General features: G+C 62.8%; 17 protein-coding genes. 13 read left to right on the top strand and 4 right to left on the bottom strand.

Going from position 1 to position 25917, the window contains the following annotated elements; genetic code table 11:
- Positions 1-18 precede the first annotated feature (18 nt).
- Both DLM86_RS25405 and DLM86_RS25410 read right to left on the bottom strand, forming a co-directional pair.
- Entirely contained in the window at positions 19-1725 is a 1707-nt protein-coding gene (locus tag DLM86_RS25405) for a hypothetical protein (RefSeq protein WP_110842878.1), read from the bottom strand.
- A gap of 308 nt (positions 1726-2033) precedes the next feature.
- Complete coding sequence (locus DLM86_RS25410; protein ID WP_110842879.1) at positions 2034-4322, bottom strand: helix-turn-helix domain-containing protein; 2289 nt, start codon at positions 4320-4322, stop codon at positions 2034-2036.
- Between the two features lie 330 nt (positions 4323-4652).
- Between DLM86_RS25410 and DLM86_RS25415 the strand changes: the two genes are divergently transcribed.
- The 3 genes from DLM86_RS25415 (at position 4653) to DLM86_RS25425 (ending at position 8043) form a co-directional block, all read left to right on the top strand.
- Positions 4653-5228, top strand: a complete 576-nt coding sequence (locus tag DLM86_RS25415) for a TetR/AcrR family transcriptional regulator (protein WP_110842880.1) — start codon at positions 4653-4655, stop codon at positions 5226-5228.
- A gap of 77 nt (positions 5229-5305) precedes the next feature.
- A complete protein-coding gene (locus DLM86_RS25420; RefSeq protein WP_110842881.1) occupies positions 5306-7321 on the top strand; it encodes a YhgE/Pip domain-containing protein in 2016 nt (671 codons plus the stop codon).
- 281 nt (positions 7322-7602) lie between these two features.
- Positions 7603-8043, top strand: a complete 441-nt coding sequence (locus DLM86_RS25425) for a hypothetical protein (RefSeq protein ID WP_245954908.1) — start codon at positions 7603-7605, stop codon at positions 8041-8043.
- A 58-nt stretch (positions 8044-8101) separates the two neighbouring features.
- Here DLM86_RS25425 and DLM86_RS25430 read toward each other — a convergent pair whose 3' ends face one another.
- Both DLM86_RS25430 and DLM86_RS25435 read right to left on the bottom strand, forming a co-directional pair.
- A complete protein-coding gene (locus tag DLM86_RS25430; protein ID WP_110842883.1) occupies positions 8102-8521 on the bottom strand; it encodes a hypothetical protein in 420 nt (139 codons plus the stop codon).
- Between the two features lie 147 nt (positions 8522-8668).
- A complete protein-coding gene (locus tag DLM86_RS25435) occupies positions 8669-9220 on the bottom strand; it encodes a GNAT family N-acetyltransferase (RefSeq protein WP_158289660.1) in 552 nt (183 codons plus the stop codon).
- Positions 9221-9512: 292 nt separating this feature from the next.
- On the opposite strand from DLM86_RS25435, the gene DLM86_RS25440 reads away from it, so the two are divergent.
- The 10 genes from DLM86_RS25440 (at position 9513) to DLM86_RS25490 (ending at position 25908) form a co-directional block, all read left to right on the top strand.
- On the top strand, positions 9513-13142 hold the full coding sequence (locus DLM86_RS25440) for an S-layer homology domain-containing protein (RefSeq protein WP_158289661.1): 3630 nt from the start codon (positions 9513-9515) through the stop codon (positions 13140-13142).
- A gap of 443 nt (positions 13143-13585) precedes the next feature.
- Complete coding sequence (locus tag DLM86_RS25445) at positions 13586-15271, top strand: permuted SH3 domain-containing protein (RefSeq protein ID WP_110842886.1); 1686 nt, start codon at positions 13586-13588, stop codon at positions 15269-15271.
- A gap of 3 nt (positions 15272-15274) precedes the next feature.
- Positions 15275-15985, top strand: a complete 711-nt coding sequence (locus DLM86_RS25450; protein WP_110842887.1) for an ABC transporter ATP-binding protein — start codon at positions 15275-15277, stop codon at positions 15983-15985.
- Positions 15982-17160, top strand: a complete 1179-nt coding sequence (locus DLM86_RS25455; protein WP_110842888.1) for an ABC transporter permease — start codon at positions 15982-15984, stop codon at positions 17158-17160. Before DLM86_RS25450 ends, DLM86_RS25455 begins: the two co-directional genes overlap by 4 nt.
- Positions 17161-17181: 21 nt before the next feature.
- Positions 17182-19284, top strand: a complete 2103-nt coding sequence (locus tag DLM86_RS25460; protein ID WP_110842889.1) for a hypothetical protein — start codon at positions 17182-17184, stop codon at positions 19282-19284.
- A 477-nt stretch (positions 19285-19761) separates the two neighbouring features.
- On the top strand, positions 19762-20445 hold the full coding sequence (locus DLM86_RS25470) for a response regulator transcription factor (protein WP_110842890.1): 684 nt from the start codon (positions 19762-19764) through the stop codon (positions 20443-20445).
- On the top strand, positions 20442-22019 hold the full coding sequence (locus DLM86_RS25475; RefSeq protein ID WP_245954909.1) for a sensor histidine kinase: 1578 nt from the start codon (positions 20442-20444) through the stop codon (positions 22017-22019). The genes DLM86_RS25470 and DLM86_RS25475 overlap by 4 nt, the downstream gene beginning before the upstream one ends.
- 162 nt (positions 22020-22181) lie before the next feature.
- Positions 22182-23276 (top strand): endospore germination permease, encoded by a 1095-nt coding sequence (locus DLM86_RS25480; protein WP_158289662.1) that lies wholly within the window; start codon positions 22182-22184, stop codon positions 23274-23276.
- Positions 23273-24745, top strand: coding sequence for a spore germination protein (locus tag DLM86_RS25485; RefSeq protein ID WP_110842892.1), 1473 nt, complete (start codon positions 23273-23275; stop codon positions 24743-24745). Before DLM86_RS25480 ends, DLM86_RS25485 begins: the two co-directional genes overlap by 4 nt.
- Positions 24742-25908 (top strand): Ger(x)C family spore germination protein, encoded by a 1167-nt coding sequence (locus DLM86_RS25490; RefSeq protein WP_110842893.1) that lies wholly within the window; start codon positions 24742-24744, stop codon positions 25906-25908. Before DLM86_RS25485 ends, DLM86_RS25490 begins: the two co-directional genes overlap by 4 nt.
- Positions 25909-25917: the final 9 nt, after the last annotated feature.

A 25917-nucleotide genomic window follows, 5' to 3' on the forward strand; every position in this document is an offset into this window, starting at 1 on the left:
CCCGGATCGAATGTAGTGTTAACGCTTGCAAGGACGGCAGCGGAAGAGGAGACGTCTCGTCTCGCCCGCCGCCAGCGGTACGGTCAGCACGGCGACCGCCTCGACCAGCTTGGCCGCGCCGTCTTCGGCGTACGGGTTGAACGGATACGACGGCCAGTCCAGCCGGTATGCGCCTTCGAGCTCGAGCTGCCACCCGGCGTGACCGATGCGATGGACGCCTTCCGTTCGCTCCAGGCGGACGGATCGCTCGGCGACGGGCAGGGCGGGCTCGGACTCGGCTCCTTCCACCGAGAGGAGCTCCCCGAGCTTAAGCCGCAGCGGGACGTGCACGACGCCTTCGTCACCGGCCGCGATATCGGCCGAGAAATCGAGCGCGGCGCAGTCGGCGTCCAAGGCGCTCAAGCGCACCGTCAGCGTGCGCGGGCCGCAAGCGAGCCGGATTTGCCGGTTCGCGGCATCGACCGTGCCCCCGTCGGGGACGTAATAGTGTCCGCCGTCGGCCGTCCGAAGCTCGAACGTGCTCCATTCCGGCTGGTTTTTGGAGTTGCCCCCGCCGACGATCAGGCCGGAGCCGGCGTGCCAGACGCCGACGAAGCTTTGCCGGTCTTGTCCCCAGCGGGATTCGACGCGTGGGGCGGCGAAGGCGCTAAGGCAGACGTACCAATCGTCGCGCTTGACGACGAGGGAGCTCGCCCATCGTTCTTCGAGGACGGGCCGATCGAACAGGGTGGAAGACGCTTCGTCGCGCGGCTCCGATTCTCCGGAGCCCATATTCCAATATTGCAGCAGGTCCGCCATATGCGGCGCTCTCCATCGGGCGTCCCGGCTCATGGCCAAGGCGATCACGCTTCGTGCGTACGCCTCGCCGCGCGGCAGCAGCGTGAAGCCGACAAGCCCCATCGGGCTCGGCTGGCTGTCGTACTTCGTGCGGCCGTCCACCGTCTCGACCCGCGAGCCGTCCGGATACGTGAACCGTTCATGGAAGCGGAGCGCCTTCTCCAGCACGGGCATGACGTCGACCGCGCCGCCGTGGCGGCGGTACAGTCCGAGCGCATGGATGTAGACGAGATTGTACAAGGTGGTCGGTCCGTGATGCTCCGGCCAAAATCCTTCCTCGTCCTGCGCGTCCACGGCCAGCCGGATCATCGCGTCCGCCGTTTCCCGCCATTGCGTCCGTCCGAATACGCCGGATGCGCGGTGCAGCCCCATCGCGTTCCAGGTCGGGATGTTGTGCACGATCGACTCCCGGGGCTTGCCGCCGTCCAGCAGCTCGCGCATTTCGCGATGGATGCCGTCGAAGGCGAGGAGCAGTCCTTCCCGCCAGCGCGACAACCGCTCCTCGCCGAGCTCCGGGCCGAGCAGCTTGAACGTTTCCAGCCAATGGTACATCGACCACGGCATATAGATCGGTCCCCATTTCGAGCCGTCCGTCTTGACGAACTCGACTTTGCCGTCCGGATATTGGAAGCTTCGGAGGGCGTCTCCGGCCCGGCCGATCCGCTCCAGCAGCGCCGCATCCCGGTACAGCGGGTTTCCCGGCGCTTGATTCAAGTACAGGACCGCCATGCTCAGCATGATGTCCTGGTTCGTAACGGCCCAGCCTTCGCCTTCCATGAACCGCCCCGTCCGCGCGTCGAGCTTGTCGAATTCCGCTTCGACGTTGCGGGCGAACCAGGCCGTCACTTCCGCCGGGGCGGGCTTGCCTTGCGGATTGCTGATACTCATCGGATGGAATACCCCCGTTCGCTCGGTTACCGCGGCCCTCGCTGTTTCCGTCATCGGGCGCCGCATCGGTATTAAGGTGCAACCCCATCAAACCACGGGCGCTTTTTTACGTGCAATTATCTCTTCCCGCGGGCGTCCGGGGATACGGATAAAAGAACGGGGATACGGATAAAAGGGCGAGGACGACGGGGAAAACGGCTTTGCGGTGCGGTGTTGCGGGAGGAGGGGACGAAGAGCGGAGGGAAGACGGCGGACAAAACAAAAACGCCCTCGAAGAGGGCGTAAGCGGGGCGGAGCAGCCGGCTACGTCATTCCTCCGGCTTCTCGTCGCGATTGTTTTTGCGATACGTGGCGGGCGGCACGCCGACCGTTTTCGCGAAAATGCGAGTAAAGTTGTGCACCGTCGTATAGCGGAGCCGCTCGGCCATTTCCTTGATCGGCATGTCGGTATGAATGAGCCATTCCTTCGCCTTGTTGATCCGGTATTGGATGACGTACTGGCTGAAGTTCGTGTCGAGCTCGTCCTTGAACGCCCGGCCGATCTGCCCCGTGGAGGCGCCGAAATGGTCGGCCGCCCCCTGCAGGGACAAATCTTGATCGTACCGGTCGTGGATGTAGGCGAGCACCTGGCGGAGAAGCCGTTTCTGGCGGCCGACCTGAAGCGTCCCCAGCTTGTCCCGGATCGAGCGGAACACCGTCTCCTTGAGCCAGCGCTCGACGTCCTCCAGCGAGCCGAGCTCGTACAGCGACCGGTACGGGTCGGCCTCGAAGAAGCCTTCCAGCTCGCAGCCGAGCTCGTGGATGAAGCCGTCCAGCTCGCCGATCAAATAAGCGAACGAGGCGAGGGCGGTTTCCGTATTCGGCACCGACTTCGGCACGATCCGCATGAGCTCCTCGAGCCGCCGCTCGGCCTGCTCGAAATCGCCCTGCGCCACGCTGTGCATAATCGCCTTCTGCGACTCGATCAGCGGCTTGCTCGACGACCGTACGGAGGTCGGGACGTCGGCGCGCGCGATCGTCACGTTCGTGCCGAGCAGAAGCCGGTACCCCATCAGCGACTGCGCTTCCTGGTAGCCGTCGATCAGTCCGCCGTATTCCTTCTTCACGCCGCTCATCGAGACGGAGACGGTAAACGGGAAGTAGCGGGACACCTTGTCGCGAATCTCGTCGCACAAGTCGCGAACGGCCGAGTCGCCTTCGCCGTTCCCCTGCTCGGTTCCGAGCAGCAGCGCGAACTGTCCGGAGCGGGGAGCGACCGTGATGCTCGAATAGCGGTCCGCGCTGATCTCCTCGATCATTTTGCTGAGCGCATAGGCGATCAACGACCGGTCCTTCTTCGGGTACATCCGTTGAAATTCGCCGAACCGGTCCACCTCGACGAGGCAGACGTAAAACCAAGCCCCTTGAAGCGGAAAGCCGTACCGCTCCATCTGCTGCCGAAATTCGTGATCGGACATATCCCCGCGCAGCAGCCGCAAAAACACCCCTTCCCGGAAATAAGGAAGCTGTTCGCCGAGCCGTACTTGCAGCTGCTTGTTCGTCTCGATCATCTGGCGCATGTTCCGGTCCAGCGTCTGGATCGCGTCCGACCGTTCCGAGGCGGGGGAGCTGAACAAGGCGAGCAGCCGCTGAATCGGGACGTAGAGCCGGTTGGACCCGGCGACCGCCAGCACGACCCAAATGCCGGACAGCAGGGCGACCATGCCGAACGTGGCGTGCCGGATATTGTCCAGCTTCCGGTTCAGCTCCGCGGTCGGCGTCATCGTCACGTACGTCCAGTTCGTGAAGGCGGAGCGAAGCGCCGACAAGTCGTACTCGTTGTCGTTGAACCGGATTTGGCGCGGACCTTCCTTGGGCCGGGACCAATATTCGTACAGCCGGACGGAGGCCGCGAGGTCCGATTCCGTCGCCGACGCGTTGCTGCCCGCGACCACTTTGCCGCGTTCGTCGAAGATGAACAATATTTTTTGCCCGATGTTAAGCTCCTTCAGAAAGGCGGTCAACTTGTCCGGATTCACGTGAAGGAACAGCATGCCGATCCCCGGAAGGCTGGTGGCGGGAATCGGCCGGACGATCAAAATTTCGTTCTGGTTCGCATACGTGTTCGGGGAGACGACGACGAAGCCGTTGTATTTCAGCGGGCTGTTCCGCACGATTTCCCGGTACGGGAACTGATTCAGATCGATATAGCCGTACCGGTTCGAGTACACTTTGTCGAACTGATTGTAGACGACGGAGACGTCGAAGCCGATGTCGGACAAGCTCCGGTACTTTTGCAAAGCGTCCAACATTTCCGTCGATTCCGTCAAATGCCGCTCGATGGAGATGCCGTGGCGGACGGACGATTCGACCGACGGGTTGGAAGCGATTTCAAGAGACGATTTGCCGAGCGACTGCAAGAAGGCGTCGACGTGGCTCTCGATTTGCGCCAAGATCATCTGATGGTTCAGGTCGACCTCCTCTTCCACGCTTCGCGAGATCGTGTAGGAGGAAAACAAGCCGAACAACGGAATGGGAGCGATGCTCAGCACGACGATGACGGCGAGCAGCTTCCGTTTGAACGTAAGCAGGGCGGAAAGACCGCGAAATAGCTTCATGATGTACCTCCAAGGCGACGTACCCGGCGAGGGCCGCCAAGACGACTCCGGTCGATCCGGATCGCCCGGCCTCGAAGGGCGCGTGCGGCGGCTCGAACAGCCTATATACCTGTCTACAACTATTCTCACATCGCGGACGGGAACTGTCAACCTCACTTGAAGCGCGCGGCCGGGACCGCAGTGCTCCGGGATCGGCTTCGCGGCATCGGGAAAACATGAAAATTCGCCCTTGCCAAATGAAAGGGGAAAATCTATAATAAGAAAACGAAATGACCGAAATTCACATTTGGTCAGTCGGTTCTGAGAGTCGGAAATCGGGAGGTGATCGGAATGTCGATCGACCGCAGGAAGCAAATCGTCGAGGCGGCGACGAAATCGTTCGCGCTGTTCGGCTACAAGGCGACGACGATGGAGCAGGTCGCGAAAATCGCCGGCGTCGGCAAGGGGACGATTTATACGTTTTTCGCCCAGAAGGAAGATTTGTTCGACGAAATCATGTCGAACTTCATCCAGGAGATGAGGCTCGTCGCCGAGAAGGCGATCGATCCCGGCAAGCCGCTGTTCGACAACTTGCATCCGCTGCTGTTCGAGCTGCTCGATTTTCGCCGCAAGCACGAGCTGACCATCAAGCTGTCGCACGAAGTGAAGGACATGGGGACGCCGAAGGCGCAGGAAGCGATGCGGCAAATCGAACAGGCGATTCTCGCGTTCGTGACGAACAAGGTGGAGAGCGCGGTGAGCAAAGGGGAGATTCGCCCTTGCGACCCGGCCATAACCGCCTTCGTCATGCTGAAGCTGTACGTGGCGTTCATCCACGATTGGGAAAAAACGAACCCGCCGCTCAGCAACGAGAAAATCGCGGAGCTGTTCCAGACATACCTGGTGGAAGGATTGGCTGTGAAATAGGCAGCCGTTTTTCTATCGGCAAAATGACCGAATGGGGAAAATGGTCAACAAGTTCTAAACAATGAGGAGAGAAGAAAATGAAGCATCTGAAATATATCGGGGTCGAGCTGCTCGGAATCGCCAAAAATAAAAAAGTGCTGATCTCGGTATTGGCCGTCGCTCTCGTCCCGCTGCTGTACAGCTCCATGTTCCTATGGGCGTTCTGGGACCCGTATGCCAAGCTCGATTCGCTTCCCGTCGCCGTCGTGAACGAGGATCGGGGCGCTTCGTTTCAAGGGAAGGAGATGAAGGTCGGCGAGCAGTTCGTCGACAAGATCAAGGAGACGAAAAGCTTCGATTGGCACTTCGTCACGAAGGAAGAAGCGATGCAAGGGTTGAAGGACAACAAGTATTACTTGGGTATCGAAATTCCACCCGATTTTTCGCAGAAGGCGACGAACGTGCTCGACGAGCACCCGTCTTCCGCCGTATTCGAATTTTACCCGAACGAAAGCTACAACTTCCTGTCTTCGCAAATCGGCAAGACGGCCATCGACCGGATGAAGGCGGAGCTGTCGAGCCAGCTGACGAAGGCGTATACGGCAACCGTGTTCGAGAACATCCGCACGCTCTCCGGCGGCTTGGCGGATGCAGCCGACGGGGCCGGCAAGCTGTCGGAAGGGATGCGCGCCATCGAAAGCGGCATCGCCGCGATCGACGAGAACATGGCGAAGCTGGCGCAGGGCACGCTTCCGCTGAAGGAAGGAGCAAGTGAGCTTCTGATGGGCTCGAAGCAGCTGGCCGGCGGTCTGGATCAGCTGCACCAAGGAGCCGGGCAGCTGTCGGCGGGACTCGGGCAGTTGGCGGACGGCCACAGCCGGCTGTCGGCCGGGGTCGAGCAGGCGGCGGCGGGAACGGCGCAGCTGAAGGCGGGACTGGACAACGCCGCGACGAGCTCCGTCAAGCTGAACGAAGGGGCGAGCGGCTTGGCGGCCGGCCTGGAGCAATACGCGGCGGCGCACCCGGAGCTGGCGAAGGACCCCGCGATGGCCCAGCTCGTCGGTACGGCGAAGGCGGTTGCGGCAGGGACGAAAGAGCTGTCGGCCGGACAAAGTCAGCTGGCCGAAGGGGCGGCGAAGCTGCTGGAGGGCGAGAACGAATTGCGCGGCGGCATGGACCAGTTCGCCCAAAAGCTCGGGGAAGCGAAAGCCGGAGGCGTCACGGTCGCAAGCGGCGCCGGTTCGTTGGCGCAAGGCGGGCAGAAGCTGACGAGCGGGCTCGCTGCCCTGACCGCCGGCGTGGAGCAGCTGTCCGACGGTACGAAGCAGCTGGAGGCCGGCACCGGTAAGCTTACCGAAGGGACGTCGACCGTCGCCAGCGGCACGAACGAGCTCTCCTCGAAGCTGAAGGAAGCGGCCGACAAGACGTCGGGCATCAAAGGCTCGGACGATATGTACCGGATGGTTGCAAGCCCGGTCGAGGTGCAGGAGGAGAAAGTGAATCCCGTACCGAACTACGGCACCGGCTTCGCCCCGTACTTCATTTCGCTCGGCTTGTTCGTCGGAGCGCTGCTCCTGACGATCGTCTTCCCGGTGCGGGAAGCGGCGGGAATTCCGAAATCCGGCTTCGCGTTGTTCCTCGGCAAGTTCGGCACGATGCTGCTTGTCGGCGCCGTGCAGGCGGTGATCGTCGATATCGTGCTTTTGCTCGGTCTCGGCATCGAAGTGAAGAGCGTTCCGTTATTCTTCGTCTTCAGCCTCGTGACGAGCTGGACGTACATGGCGCTGATCCAGCTGTTCGTGACAACGCTGGGCGACCCGGGCCGATTCGCGGCGATCGTCGTGCTCATCCTGCAGCTGACGACTTCCGCGGGGACGTTCCCGGTTGAGCTGATCCCGACGCCGCTCCAGCATTTGAACGCATGGCTGCCGATGACGTATACGGTATCCGGCTACAAAGCGGTCATTTCCAGCGGCGATTTTGCCTTCATGCGGCAAAACGTGTACGTGCTTCTCGGCTATATCGTCGTCTGCTCGGCGATTACGCTGGCCTACTTCATCGTTCGGCATAAACGGAATGCGGCACCGGAGCGCCACGCGCCCATCGCCGTTTAACTTGAATCGGACGCCCTGTCGGGCGTCTTTTTCATTCCGGCGATAAAGTCGAGCGTTCGGGGAATCGTCCAAAGCCGCCCGGTTGTCGTCGACCCTCCATTTCCAATGAAAGGGAGTAACGATTTTCCGAAAAGGGGAGTGGAGGAACAGCGGATTGGGAATCCTACTTATCACGATATGGGAAAAAACAGCGACCGGGCATGGGCGAGCGCTGGAAGAAGCGCGGCCATGAGAGAAAATCCTGGACAAAGGGTAGATGATGCGTGAGGGGTATCGACAGATTGTTATGGAGCATAGCGCTTCCGGGATTCGGCCAATATTTGAATAATCAATATATTAAAGGTACGGTACTCCTGCTTTTGGAATTCGTCATCAACGTCAAGTCTCACCTGAACCTGATCATCATTTCGAGCTTCACGGGACGGATCGATACCGCGATCGCCCAGACGGACTACGAATGGCTGATGTTTTATCCGTGTCTTTATATGTACGCCATATGGGACGCTTACCATCACGCGGTCAAGTCTCCTCTCGCGACGGCCGTTCCGTTTGCGTTGGCGGCTTATTTGGCTACGGTCGGGATCATTTTCTCTTCCTCCCTCCGGATCGGAGGCGTCTTATTGGGCCCGGTGTGGCTGCCGATGTTGTGCTGCTTCCTCGGCCTGGGGGTGGGATATGCGGGGATCGGCCGGTTTAACCGGGCGAGGCAAACGGGCGATTGAGCGGAGGAATCCAACCATTCGAACCAAGCGTGCGATCCGATGAAAAAGGCGCTCCCCGTCAGAGGTGCGCCTTGGCGTCGGTTCCGTATACGCTTCGTGTAATCATATCGGTCAGCTCCGCCTTGTGGGCGAGGTACCGGTCCCAGGACAGACTGCCGCTGGCGAGTCGCCGGTCCAACTGCTCCGACAGCTCGGAAACTTGCAGATCGATGACGTGCCGGGCGTCCTTGCCGTTGGCTGCGGCGATATCCGCAAGCGACCGGCCTTCGTACAGCGCGTCGTAAATTTGTTCGTCGGTCGAAACCCCGAGCGCTTCATGCAAGGCCGCGCTCGCATCCGTCTCGCAAGGGCGGATCGATTCCGCTTGGTCCGGCGTTCGGAGCAAGCTTCCGGCGTGCGCTTCTTCGCTTTGGAAGACGGAGCCGATGGAGATGACGACGGCGATGGCGCCGATCATCACGATTTGTTTAGGGTTCATGCCGATTCCTCTTTTCCGCAGGAAAGGTTGATCGCAGGTAAGATGACGGTTGCGTTCGGATTTCGTGCGCTACTCTTAGTAATACGAACGAACCCGGATATGGTTGCAAAAAAAATCGGGCCCGTCGGGGGGCCCGACATTTTCTTTTTATCGCCCCCGGTACGCTTTTTCGTGAAAGCGGGTAATGATACGGAACAACGATTCCCCGTCCGACGGAAGCGCTGCGTCCGGACGCAGCGGCAGCGAGAGCGCCCGATACGGCTCCGGCACCCAAATATAGCGATGAACGTAATCGGCGGGCGTGAAGCCGTAACGTTCCCAGAAACGGGACCGCCGCCGGTTCGTCTCCGTCGGGTCGGCTTCGATCTCGATGACGATGCCGTCCAGCTTTTTGGCCGTTCTCGCCCACTCGCACATGTAATCGAGCAGTTCCCTCCCGACGCCTCGCCCCCGCTTCGCCGCCGCTACGGCCAAATAATCGATAAGCAGCACCCGGTCCCGGGGCATCGTTCCCGTCAACGCCATCGCCGCCGCAGTCTCCCCGTCGAACGCCACGTGCAGCTCGCACATCCGCTTGTCGAACATGCGGCGGATGATCGATTCGGGCTTGCGGCCTTCCTTCGGGAACGATTCGTCGTAGATGCGATAAGCTTGCCGCCACAACGCTTCGTCCCACTGCTCGGTCGTCACGATTTTCATGGGCGCCTCCTCCTCTTCGTCCTCCTTCTTCAGTTTCCCGATTTTCGCGAAAAAGTAAAGAATGATCGTCTTTTCGCGTGCGGAGGACATGGCGAATGTCATGGATCGGGCTCGCATTTTTGTTACTTTTTACCTATATGCAAGGAGGTGATGACAACACTCGTGACTGACAGTCCGGTCCGAAAAAGGGACAATGGTTGCAGTCCGGCAAAAGGTGGAAAACCGGGCCGCGGGCCCGTATGAAACGATTGCCGGAACCATAAAAACCGGAGTACGGGAGGACCAAACGGCAATGAAGAGAAAGACGCTGCGCCAATTGTTGTGTACCGGCATGAGCATCGGCCTGGTGCTGGCCTGCGGCATGTCCGCATGGGCCGCGCCGGCGAATGACGTCGGCGGTCATTGGGCGGAGAAGCAATTGAAGGAATGGTTGTCCAAAGGCTACATCCAAGGCTATGAGGACGGAAGCGTGCAGCCCGACAAGGCCGTGACGCGCGCGGAATTTTTGGCTCTGATCAACCGGTCGTTCGGATTGACCGGGGAAGCGGCGGTCGATTACCCGGACGTGACGGCGGGAAGCTGGCAGCACGCGGAGGTGGCGAAGGCGCTGAAAGCCGGCTACGTCAGCGGCTACGAGGACCATACGTTCCGTCCGTCGAAGCCGATATCCCGTCAGGAGGCGGCGGCCATTATCGCGAAGCTGGTCGAGCTGCCGGCGCCGGCATCGGCCGAAGGGGCGTTGAACGCGTTCAAGGACGCCGGCGATATCGCCGACTGGAGCAAACCGGCCGTCGCGGCGGTCGTCGAGAAAGGGCTGATGGACGGGTATGAAGACCGGTCCTACCGGCCGAATCGCAGCATTACGCGCGCCGAAGCGGTAGCGACGCTGAACGCGGCGCTGGAGACGAGAGCGGTCGATCCATCGACCGTCGTCTACGGCAAAGCGGGCGTATACGGTCCGGAAACCGGATCGGAGACGATCGCGGGCGATGTCGTCATCGAGGCGGCAGGCATCACGCTCCGCAACGTCGTCGTCGAAGGCGACTTGACGGTGGCCGCAGGGGTGGGCGGCGGCGATGCGACGCTGGACAACGTGACGGTGAAAGGAACGACCCGCGTGCATGGGGGCGGCGAGCATTCCGTTCATTTCAACAATACGGTGTTGGCGACGGTCGTCGTCGACAAGAAGGACGGCACGATCCGCATCGTGGCCGAAGGGTCCACGCGGGTGGAGACGGTCACCGTGCTGTCCCCGGCTCTGGTGGAGGAAGCGGGACTGACGTCGGACGGCTTCGTCGCGGTGAAGCTGGCGGACGAGCTTCCGGCGGACGCGAAGGTGACGCTGATCGGCAAGTTCGACTCGGTGGACATTCAGGCCGCTTCGATCGCGGTCGAGGTTCCGCAAGGGTCCGTCGGGAAGCTGAACGTTGCGAAGGAAGCGGGCCGCTCTTCGGTCAAGCTGGGCGAAGGGACGACGGTCGCGGAGCTCGTGCTGAACGCGGTGCTGAAGGTGCTCGGCCAAGGCACGATCCAGAAGGCGACGGCGAACGAAGGCTCTCAGGGCAGCTCCTTCGAGAAAAAGCCGGCGGCGGTGGAAGGCGCGCAAAAGGATGCGGTGGCGTCCGGCGGAAACGCGCCGGCCGCGGGCGGAACGACGTCAGGCGGAGGCAGCGATAGCGGCGGCTCGACGACGGACGATCAGCCTCCGGCGGCGCCGGCCGTGACGGGCGTGACCGAAGGCGCGACGTACGCAAGCGCGGCGCCGACGTGGAGCGAGGTCGCGGGCGTGACGATCGCGGCGACGCTGGCGAAGGACGGCGGAGCGGCGGAGCCGTATGCGAAAGGGACGCCGATCGAGGCGACCGGCAGCTATACGCTGGTCGTGACGGCGACGAAGGCGTCGAACGGCATGACGGCGAAGGCGACCGTGCATTTTGCGGTCGATGCGGACGCACCCGCGGCGCCGGTCGTGGCGGGCGTGACGGAAGGCGAGACGTATGCAAGTGCGGCGCCGACATGGAGCGAGGTCGCAGGCGTGACGAGCGCGGCGACGCTGGCGAAGGACGGCGGAGCGGCCGAGCCGTATGCGAGCGGAACGCCGATCGAGGCGACCGGCAGCTATGAGCTGGTCGTAACGGCGACGAAGGCGTCGAACGGGAAGACAGCTGCGGCGACGGTCGCGTTTAAGGTCGATGCGGATCTGCCCGCGGCGCCGGTCGTGACGGGCGTAACGGAAGGCGCGACGTATGTAAGCGCGACTCCGGCATGGACGGATGCGGCAGGCGTGACGAGCGCGGCGACGCTGTCCAAAAACGGCGGAGCGGCCGAGTCGTATGCGAGCGGAACGCCGATCACGGCAACCGGCAGCTACGAGCTGGTCGTGACGGCGACGAAAGCGTCGAACGGGAAGACGGCGAGTACGACGGTATCGTTTAAGGTGGACGCGGAAGCGCCGGCGGCGCCGGTCGTGAAGGGCGTGACGGAAGGCGCGACGTATGCGAGCGCGACTCCGGCGTGGAGCGAGATCGCGGGCGTGACGAGCGCGGCGACGCTGTCCAAAGACGGCAGAGCGGCCGAGTCGTATGCGAGCGGAACGCCGATCACGGCAACCGGCAGCTACGAGCTGATCGTGACGGCGACGAAGACGTCGAACGGCTTGACGGCGTCGACGACGGTTACGTTTTCGATTGACGCGGACGTGCCGGCGGCACCGGTCGTGACGGGCGTGACGGAAGGCGCGACGTATGTGAGCGCAACGCCGGCATGGACGGATGCGACGGGTACGACGAGCACGGCGACGCTGGCGAAGAACGGCGGAACGGCGGAGCCGTACGCGAGCGGAACGCCGATTGCGGCGAGCGGCAGCTATGTGCTCGAAGTAACGGCGACGAAAACGTCGAACGGGAAGACGGCGACGACGACGGTATCGTTTAAGGTAGACGCGGAAGCGCCGGCGGCGCCGGTCGTGACGGGCGTGACGGAAGGCGCGACGTATGCAAGCGCGACTCCGGCGTGGACGGATGCGGCCGGTACGACGAGCACGGCGACGTTGACGAAGAACGGCGGAGCGGCGGAGCCGTATACGAGCGGAACGCCGATCGCGGCGACCGGCACCTATGCGCTCGAAGTAACGGCGACGAAGACGTCGAACGGCTTGACGGCTTCGACGACGGTTACGTTCACAGTGGACGCGGAAGCGCCGGCGGCGCCGGTCGTGACGGGCGTGACGGAAGGCGCGACATATGCGAGCGCGACTCCGACATGGACGGATGCGGCAGGCACGACGAGCACGGCGACGCTGACGAAGAACGGCGGAGCGGCGAACCCGTATGCGAAAGGGACGCCGATCACGGAGACCGGCACCTATGCGCTCGAAGTAACGGCATCGAAGACGTCGAACGGCTTGACGGCGACGACGACGGTTACGTTTGCGGTGGACGCGGAAGCGCCGGCGACGCCATCCGTCACGGGCGTTACGTACGGCTTGACGTATGCAAGCGCGACGCCGACGTGGACGGATGAGCCGGGAACGACGAGTACGGCGACGCTGTCCAAGGACGGCGGGGCGCCGGCGGCCTATACGAGCGGGACGACGATCGACGCGGACGGTTCGTACGTGCTTGTGGTGACGGCGACGAAGACGTTGAACGGCCTGACGGCGACGACGACGATTCCGTTTACGATCGATACGGTGCCGCCGGCCAGACCGACGGTGACGGGCGTGACATACTCGGTGTACGCTCCGACGTGGACCGATGTGCCGGGCGTGACGATTACGGCCGTCCTGGAGAAGGACAACGTCGTCATTCCGTTTGCGAAGGGCGATACGCTTACCGATCCGGGCCATTACAAGCTGACCGTTACCGCGCGTAAAGAATCGAACGGTCTGGAGGACGTCGCGACGTACGAATTTACGATTTAACGTTAGCGGCACCGACGAACTAATATCCTATATTGTTGACATGAAAGTCCCCCGACGCCATCGCGTTCGGGGGATTTTGCCTTTCCGACATTCATTGGAACGCCCCCTAACGACAAGCCTTCAGGAAACGTTCAGCCGACGCTCATGGAAGATTCAGGACGCTCCCGTATACTGCAGTCTGTAAGTCGAATCCGATACCGGGAGGGCGGCGCCGATGTCGGAACGTTCGGCGAACGCTCAGCTTCTTTTCAGCGTACGCTCAGGTTCCGTTCATCGGCAAGACATAAACGGGGCCTATACTACGGACGGAGGAGATCCGGGAGATCGAGAGAGAAGGTTGGAAAACGAACGAACGCAAGCGGCGGGCGAACCGCTCCGAACCATCATCGGGACGGGTGCTCGCACCGCGGAACAGGCGTCGGCGGATGGGGAGGAAGAGGGACATGTCGTGGAAACGCAAGACCAAGTGGACGTTGGCGATCGCCGCCGTTATCGTCTCCGGAGGCGGCGGCACGTATTGGTACATAACCGGTGCGAATCGTCCGGCGGCGACCGCGCAGGCGGCGGAATCGACCGCGACCGTGCAGAAAGGGAACATCCGGCTGTCCGTGTCGGGCACGTCCCAGTTCCAAACGCAGCGTATGCAGAACATAACGGCGCCGGCCGACGGCGTCATCCGGACGATGAATTTGACCCGCAGCCAGCCGGTCAAGCAGGGCGACGTGCTGCTGCAGCTATCCGACTCCGCGACGGAGGCGAGCTTGAAGGACGCGCAGACGACACTCGCCAAGCTGCAGCAAGATCTTGACGAGCTGCTGAACGAGCAGCAGAGCTTACGCATCGTCGCGCCCGGCGACGGCAAGCTGACGCTGGGCGCCAATATCGATGTCGGCTCGTCGATCAGCCAATCGGCGAAGGTCGGCACCGTATCGGCGAACGCGACGCTGACCGTGAAGCTGCTATTTCCGGTCGAGGAGGCGGCTCCGTTCGCCGCAGGCACGCCGGTCGATTTGGCCGTGGCCGGGTACGCGCTCTCGAGAACGGGGACCGTCAAGACGGTCGGCACCGAATGGAAGCCCGATGCGTCCGGCAATCGGCTCGTCGAGGTCGAGGTCGAAGTCGCCAACGACGGCACGCTCGACGCCGGTTTGGACGCGTCCGGCAGCGTCGCCGTGGGCGGGCGGGAGCTGAAAAGTACGGCGACCGCGAAGCTCGAGTACGCGAAGACGGTCGCCCTGTTGTCGGAAACGTCCGGTACGGTCGTCGAGCTGAAGAAGAAAACCGGGGACGTCGTCCGGGCCGGCGAAACCATTGCGCTGATCGCGAACGATACGCTGCCGGCCTCGATCGCCTCGAAGCAAAATGAAATCGCCCGCCAGATGCGAACGGTGGACGATTTGCAAAAGCGGGTCGACGAGCTGACGGTGATAGCGCCGTTCGACGGCGTCTTCTCCACCGACTTCGCCAACCAGAAGACGAACGTGCTCGCCAATTTCCCCGTCGGCGCAAGCGTCGAAGCGGGAGCTTTGTTCGGGGCGGTCGCAAGTCTCGACGTCATGACGCTTCCGGTGCAGGTGGACGAGCTCGATTTGACGAGCATCAAGCCCGGACTCCAGGCCGAAGTGACCGTCGACGCCATATCCGGCAAAAGGTTCGAAGGCGAGGTGATCCAAGTGTCGACCGTCGGCACGACGACGAACGGAGTGACGTACTATGACGCCATCGTCGCGGTGGACAACAAGGACCAGCAGCTGAAATACGGCATGACCGGCACGGCGGAGGTGCTCATTCAAGACAAGCGAAACGTGCTCGTCCTGCCGGTCGAAGCGCTGCGCATCCAGCGGGGAGCCGCGACGGTAACGGTGCTGCGCGAGGACGGCACGAGGGAGGAGAACGTACCGGTCCAAATCGGCATCCGCAGCAAAACGCAGGTCGAAGTGACGGGCGGGCTGAAGGAGGGTGACCGGGTCGTCATCCCGACGAGGCAGACGACGCCGAACGGCACCCAGCAGCAGATCGACGCGCTCCGCCAACAGTTCCAGCAGGGCGGAGGAATGCCGCAGGGCGGCGGCCTCCCGCAAGGAGGAGCGCCGGGCGGCGGTGGGGGCGCGGCCGGGGGAGGAAGGTGACCGATGAACATCATCGAACTGAGCGGCATTGGCAAAACGTACGGACGGGGTGCGGAGCAGGTGCAGATTTTGCGCAACGTGTCGCTGTCCGTCGCCGCCGGCGACTTCGTGGCGATCGTCGGTCCGAGCGGCTCGGGGAAATCGACGCTCATGAACACGATCGGGCTGCTCGATACGCCGACGGAAGGAACGTACGTCTTGGACGGCGTCGCGACGGAGCGCCTGAGCGACAGCCAGATGGCGGCGGTACGCAACAAGAAGATCGGGTTCATTTTTCAGCAGTTCAACCTGCTGCCCCGGCTGACCGCGCTCGAAAACGTCGAGCTGCCGCTAATCTACGCCGGCGTCGGCACAAGCGAGCGGAGGGAGCGGGCGAGAAGGATGCTCGAGTCGCTCGGCATGGGAGCCCGCGTCGGCCATAGGCCGAGTCAGCTGTCGGGCGGCCAGCAGCAGCGCGTGGCGATCGCGCGGGCGCTGGCGGGCTCCCCGTCGCTGCTGCTGGCCGACGAGCCGACCGGCGCGCTCGATTCGAAGACGGGCCAGGAGGTGCTCGATCTGATGATCGAGCTGAACGCGCAAGGCAACACGATCGTGCTCATCACGCACGATCCGCACATCGCGGAGCATGCCGCGAGAGTCGTCTCCATCCGCGACGGGGCCATCGTGGAGGATCGGATCAACGAGACGACGGCGAGGCGGGTGAAGCGCGCATGAACGTGCTGGAGCTGCTGTCGATGGCGATGCGCACCGTCATGAGCAAGCCGATGCGTACGCTGCTTACGATGCTCGGCGTCATTATCGGCGTCGCCTCCGTCGTGACGCTCGTCGCGATCGGACAAGGGACGACCGCGAAAATCGAGGAGCAGTACGAAAGCATGGGTACGAACCTGCTCATCGTCAATTTGCTCGGCAACGGCCGGGCGACCCAGCTCGAATACGACAAGCTGATGGAGCTGGAGCTGCTTCCGGAAATCGAATCGGTCGCCCCCACGGTCGGCAAAAACGGCGCGAACGTCAAGTACGACCGGACGACGGAGACGTTCAACGTGACCGGGACGAACGATCGTTTCTTCTCCCTGATGAAGCTGGAGCTGGACGCCGGCCGGTTCCTCGTGCCGGCGGACAACGAATTCCGCAACCCGGTCGCCGTCATCGGCAGCGAGGCGGCGGAGACGCTGTTCGGCAGCGCCGATCCGGTCGGACAGGACGTCCATATCGACGGCGTCGTCTTCACGATCGTCGGCAAGCTGAAGGCGAAAGGGTCGAATATCGGCGGCACGTCCGTCGACAATACGATCGTGACGCCGCTCGAGACGGTTCGCCGGACGTTCAAGCTCGGCCAAATCCGCACGACCTATGTGGAAGCGCCCGACGTCGAGCGGCTGACCGAGGCGCAGACGGCGATGACGCAATTTTTGACGGCGCAGTTCAAGAGCGGCAGCGGCTTCCGGGTCACGAACCAGGACGAGCTGCTGAACGCGAGTAAGGAGGCGTCGAGCTCGCTGACCAATCAGCTGATCAGCGTCGCCTTGATCTCGCTGCTCGTGGGCGGCATCGGCATCATGAATATCATGCTCGTCACGGTCAGCGAGCGGACGCGGGAAATCGGCATCCGCAAGTCGATCGGGGGACAGCGACGCCACATTTTGATGCAATTTTTGACCGAGGCGACGGTTATAAGCGGCTTGGGCGGATTGATCGGGCTTCTGCTCGGCATCGCCGCCGCGCTCGGATGGCCGCTCTTGAACCCGGATCAGCCGACGAAGCTGTCGCTGACGTTCGGTTTGTACGCATTTTTGTTCTCCGTCCTGGTCGGCATTCTGTTCGGCTTTTATCCGGCCAACAAAGCTTCGCGATTGAAGCCGATCGATGCGCTTCGCTTCGACTGAACACGAAAGGGAGGGAACCGGATGAGAAATTCATACGCGGGGAGCCGGCTTCGGCGGGCGGCGATGACGGCGGTCGCGGCATTGCTGGCCGCATGTGCCGCGCTGCTGCCGCTGATCGCGCACGCCGCCAAGGAAGGCGTATATGGGAACGGCGACGTTTTCTTTACCTTGGAGAACGTCCGGTACTCGGAAGGCGCTGACGACGCGATCGTGCGGTTTGCGGTCGCACTGCATAACGGCGGGGCGACGGCGGTCGACTACAACGGCTACGGCGTGCGGGTCGTCGACGCCGCGGGAATCGGCCATTCCGCTCGCCTAACCGGGAAATCGGTCGCCAGGGTAGCGGCCGGCCGGGAGCAATCGTTCCCGTACGAGGCTCGCGTGGGGAAAGGGACGGGCACGGACTCGCTGCGCGTCGTCGTCTTCGCATGGGATCGGGCGGCCGCAACCGGAATGAACGATATCGGCACGTTCTCCGTTTCGGCCGCGATGGAAGCGGCCGCCGCCGAAGGGACCGTGCCGGAGGCGTCGGTGTCGCTCGGGCAAATCGACGCCACGATCAACAGCGACGCCCGGGTCGCATTTCGGGTCGGAACCGAATATCTCGTGAGGGAAAATGGGGAGTGGACCGTATACGTCGACCTGACCGCGACGAACGCCGGCGATGCCGCGGTGACGCTGCCGGCGGGGCTCGCCATCCGGCTGCAGGACGCCGAAGGACGGACGGTCGCGGCCGAGGCGGTCGACGGCGCGGACAAGACGCTGCTTCCGGGCGCCGCGCAGCGGATGACGGTGAAGGCGGCCGTCCCCGACGGCGGCGCGACCGGCCAGTGGTCGCTGCTGTTCGCGAACGGAACGGGTACCGACGCCGTCGTGCTGGACAGCTTGCCGATCGGCGGCGGGCGGAAGGCCGCGACGATCGGGGAAGCGCGTCCGCTGAAGGACGGGCAGGGCCGGGAGACGGTATCGGTACGTGCGTCGTCCGCCGTCATCACCGAAACCGAGGCGGGACTGTGGGTACGCGCCGACGTGACGGTGTCCAACGACAAGCCGCAAGTCGCGGCGCTGCCCGGCTTGTCGGCGGTGTTGCAGGCGAGAGGGGACGACGTGAGCGTACCGGCGAACGATACCGGGACGCATCCGGCATACTTGTCGCAGGGCGAATCCGAGACGTATTCGTTTCGCGCTTTGCTTCCGAAAGGAGTCGCCCCGGACGAGCTGGAGCTGGCGCTGTTCGGCACCCGCGGCGGAAGCGTCTCCTCCGCGGCCGCGGCCGACTCGCAGCGGTCGTCTCCGGCTTACCCGGTGCTGATCGTCGACCTGCGCGGCGCCGAGACGATGCGGCAGGACGAGGGAGCTGACTACCGGCTTGGAGACGCGATCGGCTTGGCGCTCGACGGCAAGCTCGAGGCGTCCGTCACCGAGCTCGAGCTGTACGACAACGAAACGTACGGCTTCAAGACGGCCGTCGCCAAGGTGAAGCTGACGAATGCGGATACGGTGTCGCTGCCGCTTCCGGATCTGGGCTTAGCGCTTGCGGACGATAGCGGACGCGTCTACAGCGGTACGGTCCAGTCCGGCGCCGTCGAAACGCTGGCGTCGGGCTCGAGCTACATGAGGACGTATTCGTTCATGATGCCCGAGGCGGACGAGTCGGGCCGTTACGAGCTGCGGTTCTACGACGGCTCGGACGCATCGGTCTCCCCGCCGCCGCTCGGGTCGGTCCGGCTCGCCTTCGGCGACGACGACTCGTCGGACGACGTATGGAACGTGTACCCGTACCGGATCGAGCTGCGCGACTCCGACTTGATGCTGAACGGTACGCTCGGCACAACGTTTGCCTACGCCTTGACATTCAACGTCCGGCTCGAGCGCAAGGAGCCGGTCGTAAGCGACGCGACCGTCTCCAAGCTCCGGTTCGACCTCGTCGACCCGTTCGGACTCGTCATCGCGAGCCAGTCGCTTCCGTTCCAAGGCGCGACGAAGCTGCTCGACGGCGGCAACAGCGTAACGTTCTCCAACCTGAAGGTCGACCAGTTCAGCTCGACGAACCGCGTATTGGTTTACGAGACGGTGGAGACGCCGAACGGGACCGTGTCGCGAAAGCTCGGGGCGTTGGAATAAAGAAATATGAACAACGAAAGCGTCCCCGGCCGTTGCATCCCGGGGACGTTTTGTTATGCGATGGAGCCCGTTACCGCTGAGGCGCCGTCAAATCTTCGGCGATCCGGATCAATTGTTCCTTGGTCAGCGGACTGTCTTGGATATCCGATAACGTGAAATGCAACCGAGCTGCTCGTTCAGCCATCCCAGCCGGTTTTTGCCCGCCTCTACGGGATGGCTTCCTTCGCCCGCTTGGATATAATAGGCTTCGATTCCGTGGACGAGCAGCTTCTCGGCCGTATCCCGGTCGTTCTGCGTGACCTAATCCGCCGGCGGCCTCGCTCCACCATGCCGAACGGGTTGTCCTCCCCGCGCTTTGAAGGTATGCTGGGAACGGAGCGAACGTTCAGCGGACTTTCAGGCTGCGCTCAGGATGATTTCAGCGGTCCGTCCGATAATAAGACCAAGGACGAAAGCGAATTGCGGAGGGCACATGCCATGCGGCAGATGAAAGGGATCAAACTGTTGCTCGTCGACGACGAGCCGAATATTTTGCAATTTTTGGAGCTCGGGCTCGTGAACGAAGGCTTCGAGGTACAGACGGCCCAGGACGGGCTCTCCGCGATTACGATCGCGAAGCAGTTCCAGCCGCACGTCGCCATCCTCGACGTCATGATGCCCGGCATGGACGGCTTCGAAGTGTGCAAGCTGCTGAAGAAGACGGAGAACGTGGCGGTCATCATGCTCACCGCGAAGGACGAGGTGGACGACCGGGTGAAAGGGCTGACGCTCGGCGCCGACGACTACGTCGTGAAGCCGTTCAGCTTCGAGGAGCTGCTCGCCCGCATCCACGCGCGGGTTCGCAACCAGTTCCCGAACTTGCTCGGCGAGGTCGCGGTCGGCCCGTTCCGCATCGACGACCGGCGCAAGGAGATCGTCTACGACGGGCGGGTGCTCGAGTTGTCTCCGACCGAGTACGAACTGCTCAAGTTCATGGTGATCAATCACGGGATCGTGCTGAGCAAGAGCATGATCTTGGATAAAGTGTGGGGATACGACTTCGGAGGGGAAGAAAATATCGTGGAAGTGTACATCCGGTCGCTGCGCGACAAGCTGAAGGACAAAGAGCATCGCGTCATCCGTACGCTGCGGGGCGCCGGCTACCGGATCGATGCGACATGAAGAACGCCCGTCTCCGCCTACCGCCGATGCTGACGCCGCATTCGCTGCGGTTCCAGCTGCTGTCGCGCTCCCTGCTCGTCATGACCGTCATCCTGCTGTTCATCGGCATTTTCCAATACGTATTCATGCGCGAATTTCTGTTCCAGAACAAAGCGGAAACGATGCAGAGCCAGCTGCGCTCCGTCTCCCGCGACGTGCTGCCTAATATCGTCGGAGGAGTCGACGGAGAGCCGTCCGGCGTTCCGCAAGGAGGTTCCCAACGGGGAGGGCAGGGCGGCTCCCAAGCAGGGCCGCAAGGCGGGCCCGACGGGGCCGGTCCGGGGCGGAAGCCGATGTTTGTTTTCCCGGATATGGCGTTTGCCGTCATCGACAATGCCGGAACGTTCACAAACATGTCCGACTGGCCGGGGGCGGGAACGCCTCCGCAGCTGGCCCCGGAGCAATACGAAGCGGCGAAATCGAAACGGATGGACGCCAACGCCGAAGTGAATTATACGATCGCGCGCGACGCCGAAGGGGACGAGCAGCTCGTCGTCCTGCAGCCGATCGACATGCGCGGCCGCCTGTTCGGGGTCGCCCAATTGAGCATGAAGACGTCGCTGATCATGGATGTGGCGGTCAGCCAGCTGATCGCGTTCGTCTCGCTGTCACTGCTCGCGCTGCTGCTCGGTCTGCTCGCGTTCGTGCCGGTGCTGCGGCGGACGCTCGTCCCGCTGTCGAAAATCGTACGCACGGTGGAGCGGATCGACGCCGGCAATCTCGACGAACGGTTCCCCGCGAAGCAGGGCCAATTGGAGCTGGACCGGCTGGCGATGTCGTTCAACGGCATGCTGGAGCGGCTCGAGGCGTCTTTCGAGGCCGAGAAGGAGGCGAAGGAGCAGATGCGCCGGTTCGTCGCCGACGCCTCGCACGAGCTGCGCACCCCGCTCACGTCGATTCACGGCTTTCTGGAGGTGCTGCTGCGCGGCGCCGCGAACCAGCCGGACCAGCTTCACCGGGCGCTGAACAGCATGTACGGCGAGTCGGAGCGGATCAACAAGCTGGTGCGGGACTTGCTGCTGCTCGCGAAGCTGGACCAGGCCCCGGCCTTCGAGAGAAAGGAAGGAGAGCTGGACGTCCTGCTGCAGGAGATGGAGCCCCAGCTCCGGCTGCTAGCCGGAGGCCGCGACGTCGCGTTCCGCCTCGCTCCCGAGGCGCGCTGCATGTACGACGCCGACAAGATGAAGCAGGTCGTGCTGAATTTGTTCCACAACGCCGTCCAGCATACGGACCCGGAGAGCGGACGCATCGAGATCTCCGTCGGCATCGTTCCGGACGGCGTGGAGCTGACGGTGAAGGACAACGGGCCCGGAATTCCGGAGGAGCACCTGCCCCGCGTCTTCGACCGGTTTTACCGGAGCGAATCGTCGCGCACCCGCAAGTCGGGCGGAGCGGGGCTCGGCTTGTCCATCACGCGGTCGATCGTCGACCTTCACGGCGGCACGATTCGGGCGGAGAGCCGAGCCGGGGAAGGCGCGGCGTTCCATGTCACGCTGCCGGCGCCGCGCACGGCGGCCGTTTCCGCGGACGGATAACCGGGAAGCCGCCGAAGACAATCGCCTATAAGCGAAAGACGCCATGATCCGTTCATGGCGTTATTTTTGCGTTCCCCGAATACTCCCGCAAGCATAAGATGGGGCTTGCCGACAAAGGATAAAAACGCCAGTTTTGGCCATCATCTTGCGGGGGGTCGAGCGATGCGGCCGGACAAACCTTTCACCGTCCTGCAAATGTATGTCGTCCTCATGCTTTCCGTCGGCATATCCAATCACGTCATCTTGACGCCGGTGCTGCTCGGCATCGCCAAGCGGGACGCCTGGGTCGGCGCCGTCGCGGCGACGGTGCCGACGGCGCTGTGGGCGGTCGCGCTCGTGGCGGCGATTCGCAGAACCGGGAACGGCTCCTTGGCCGACTGGATCAAGGAGCGGTGCGGCCGATTCGTCCGCGGGGTCATCCTCGTACCGTTCGCCGCATACCTGTTCGTGACCGCTTGGGTATCGCTAACCGACACGGTTACGTGGGCGCAGGTGTCGTACTTGCCCAGGACGCCTCGTATCGTGATCGTTCTTTTCTTCATGACGGTATGCTTCTTCGCCGTCAAAGCGGGCATCCGGGCGATCGCCATCACGTCGGGGCTGCTGCTGCCCGGCGTCGTCCTGCTGGGCGACATGGTCGCAACCGCCAACCTGAAGTACAAAGATTATACGCTGCTGCTGCCGTTGTTCACCCACGGCTACGGCCCCGCCCTGAAGGCGATGGCGTACACGTGCGGCAGCTTGTTCGAGCTGGTCGTCATCCTGCTCATGAAGCATCGGCTTTCGACCCGTATCCGGATCGGCGGCATGACCGCATTCGTCGTCCTGCTGATCGGACTGACGGTCGGCCCGGTGACGGGAGCGATCTCCATGTTCGGACCGTTCGAGGCGGCCGAGCAGCGGTACCCGGCCTTCGAGCAATGGCGCATGGTGACGATGGGAAAATTCATATCCCATCTCGACTTTTTCTCGATCTACCAATGGATCGCGGGCTCGTTCGTCCGCGTCTCGCTGCTGCTCTTGCTGCTGTCGGAGACGATGGCCGGTGACGGCGCCGGCAAACGGACCTGGCTGTCCGCCGGGCTGTGCGCCCTGCTGGCGGCCGGAACGCTGCTGCCGCTGAACGACGCGGCGCTGATGGCCGTTATTGTGCACGGGTACTATCCGTCGGCGCTCGTCTTCGCGGCGTGTTTGCCGATATTGCTGCTGGCACTGTCTTTGCTGCCGGCGCGAAGAAAGGAGGGGACGACCCCATGACCGTCGAGCTGCCGGAACTGAACGAGCCCAAGCTGCGGGAGCTGTTCGCCCGCTCGGACGATATCCGCATCGAATCGTGCGAGTTCGGCCCGGCACCCGTCCGGCATCAAGTCGTGCTGCTTTATTGCGAAGGAATGGCCGATACGAAGCTGATTCATCAGCTCTTGCTCCCCCGCCTGCACGAGATGCTCGGCGGGGTGCGTACGATCGATCGGGAGCTGGTGGAGCGGAACGAAACGCTGCTGCTCCGGCCGATCCCCGGCGTCGGCGGGAAGGAAGGGCTCATGACGAGCTTGTACTCGGGGATGCTCGTCCTTTGGTTCGAGTCCGCGGGCTTGTGGTACGCGCTCGATATTTCCGATCCGCCGAACCGCAAGCCGGAGGAATCAAGCACGGAAGTGTCGATCAAGGGGCCGCGGGACGCTTTTACCGAAAGCGTGACGACGAACGTGGCACTGATCCGCAAACGGTTGAAATCCCATTCGCTGCGCTGCGAGAAGACGGATATCGGCGTACGCAGCCGGACGACCGTCGCCCTGCTCTACATCGACGATGTCGCGAACCCCGAGATGGTCGGCGAAGCCCGGCGAAGGCTCGCGAGGATCCGGATCGACGGCTTGGTCAGCAGCAAGCAGCTCGAGGAGGAGCTGGTCGACACGCCTTTCTCGCTGTTCCCGCTGATGAACTATATCGGGCGGCCCGATTACGCCGCGGACAGCCTGCTTCGCGGCCGCATGTGCCTGATCGTGGAAGGCTCGCCGATGGCGCTCATCGCTCCCGCCAACCTTGCGTTGATCGTCAAATCGCCGGAGGACGTTCATTTCCCGTTTTACTATGTGGCGATCGAGCGGATGCTGCGTTTTTTCGGACTGCTGCTCGCCATTTTTTTGCCCGGCTTCTACATCGCCGTGACGGCGTTCCATTTCGACCAGATCCCGTTCCCGCTGCTCGCGACCATCACGTCGGTGCGGATCGGCCTCCCGCTATCCGGCCCGATGGACTTTTATATCATGCTGTTCCTGTTCGAGCTGTTCCGGGAAGCGGGGATGCGCCTGCCCAAGGCCGTCGGGCAGACGATCGCCGTAGTCGGAGGCCTCATCGTCGGCGACGCGGCCATCCGCGCGGGGATTACCGGCCCGGCTACGCTCGTCGTCGTGGCGATTTCGACCATGGCCATGTTTACGCTCGTCAACCAATCGTTGGCGGGCTCCGTGACGCTGCTGCGCATTATCATTTTGATCGCCTCCACGGTTCTCGGCATGTTCGGCTTCATGACGGCGGTCGTCGCGCTCGCGCTCTACTTGGCGACGCTGGAATCGTTCGGCGTTCCTTATATGGCTCCGCTGTCGCCTCCGACGTTCCGTGACCTCTTCCTCGCGATCTTCGCGAAGCCGTTCCGGTGGATCGTGCGGCGTCCTTCGTTCCTCCGTCCGGTCGACGGTACGAGGAAACGGGGCGATTCCTCGTGATCCGGCGTCTGGGCAAGCCGGCGATCGGAATGGTGCTTCTTCTTCTGCTGGCCGGCTGCTGGGATATCAAGCCGATCCAGGATACGAACTACATGACCGCCATCGGCTACGACTACGAGGACGGCAGCTATATTGTTTACGGCCAGCTGCTCGACTTCGCCAACGTGTCGAAGCAGGAGGGCGGAAAAGCGAGCCAGCCCGCTCCGGTTTGGTCGGGACGGGAGGAGGGAAGCACCGTCATCGAGGCGATGACCCGGCTCGTCAAAAGCTCGCAGCAGCCCATGTTCTGGGGGCACGTCTCCTCGATCGTCTTCAGCGAAAGAGCGCTGCGGCGCGGAATCGATACGTATTTGGACGGGCTCATCCGGTACCGGGAATTGCGGTATACGCAATGGGTATACGGCACGAAGGAGCCGATCGACCGGCTGTTCGCCGTCAAGCCTTTTTTCAATCTGTCTCCGCTGGCTTCGATTTTGCACCAGCCCGAGGACAACTATCGGCAGCGCTCCTACATTCGTCCGATCCGGCTTCACCGGGCGGTGGCCCACCTGAGGGAGCCTGGTTACACCATGCTGCTTCCTTCGCTCGGCATCGATGCCGGGGTGTGGAAGCGGGACGGCTCGAACGATCCGAAGCTCGTCATCGGCGGCGTGTTCGCCATCGCCCGCTCGAAGCCGGCGGTCTGGATCCCGGAATCGGAGCTGACCGGACTTCGATGGCTGGAGGAAGGGACGAGACGGTCGAGCGTGATCGTCAGCCGGAATGGAGCGGAAGCCGGCACCGTCACGATCGAGCGGCCGCGCGTCGAGGTGTCGGTGCTGCCGTCCGGCGGGAACGGCAAGCCGGAATTCGCCGTCCGCATCCGCGGCAAAGGGAACGTGTCGGAGCTGCTGACGGAAATGGACGTTTCGGAAATCGAGAAGGAAGCGAGCCGGACCATCGTGTCCGAAATCGAGCGAACGTATGCATACGGGCGCAAAAACGGAATCGATCTGTATCACCTCGGCCACGAGCTCTACCGGCGAAAATTTCCGCTCTGGAGCAAGCTGACGCGCTACGGGGAGTCTCCGCTGACGGACGCCGTCCTGAAGTCGATCCAGGCGGACATCCGGGTCGCCCATACGGGGATGTACAAGCTGGATACGGTGAAGTCGGACTATTGACGAATAGGC

The sequence above is a fragment of the Paenibacillus flagellatus genome (genome assembly GCF_003217775.1).
GTDB classification, from domain to species: Bacteria; Bacillota; Bacilli; order Paenibacillales; family NBRC-103111; genus Paenibacillus_AB; species Paenibacillus_AB flagellatus.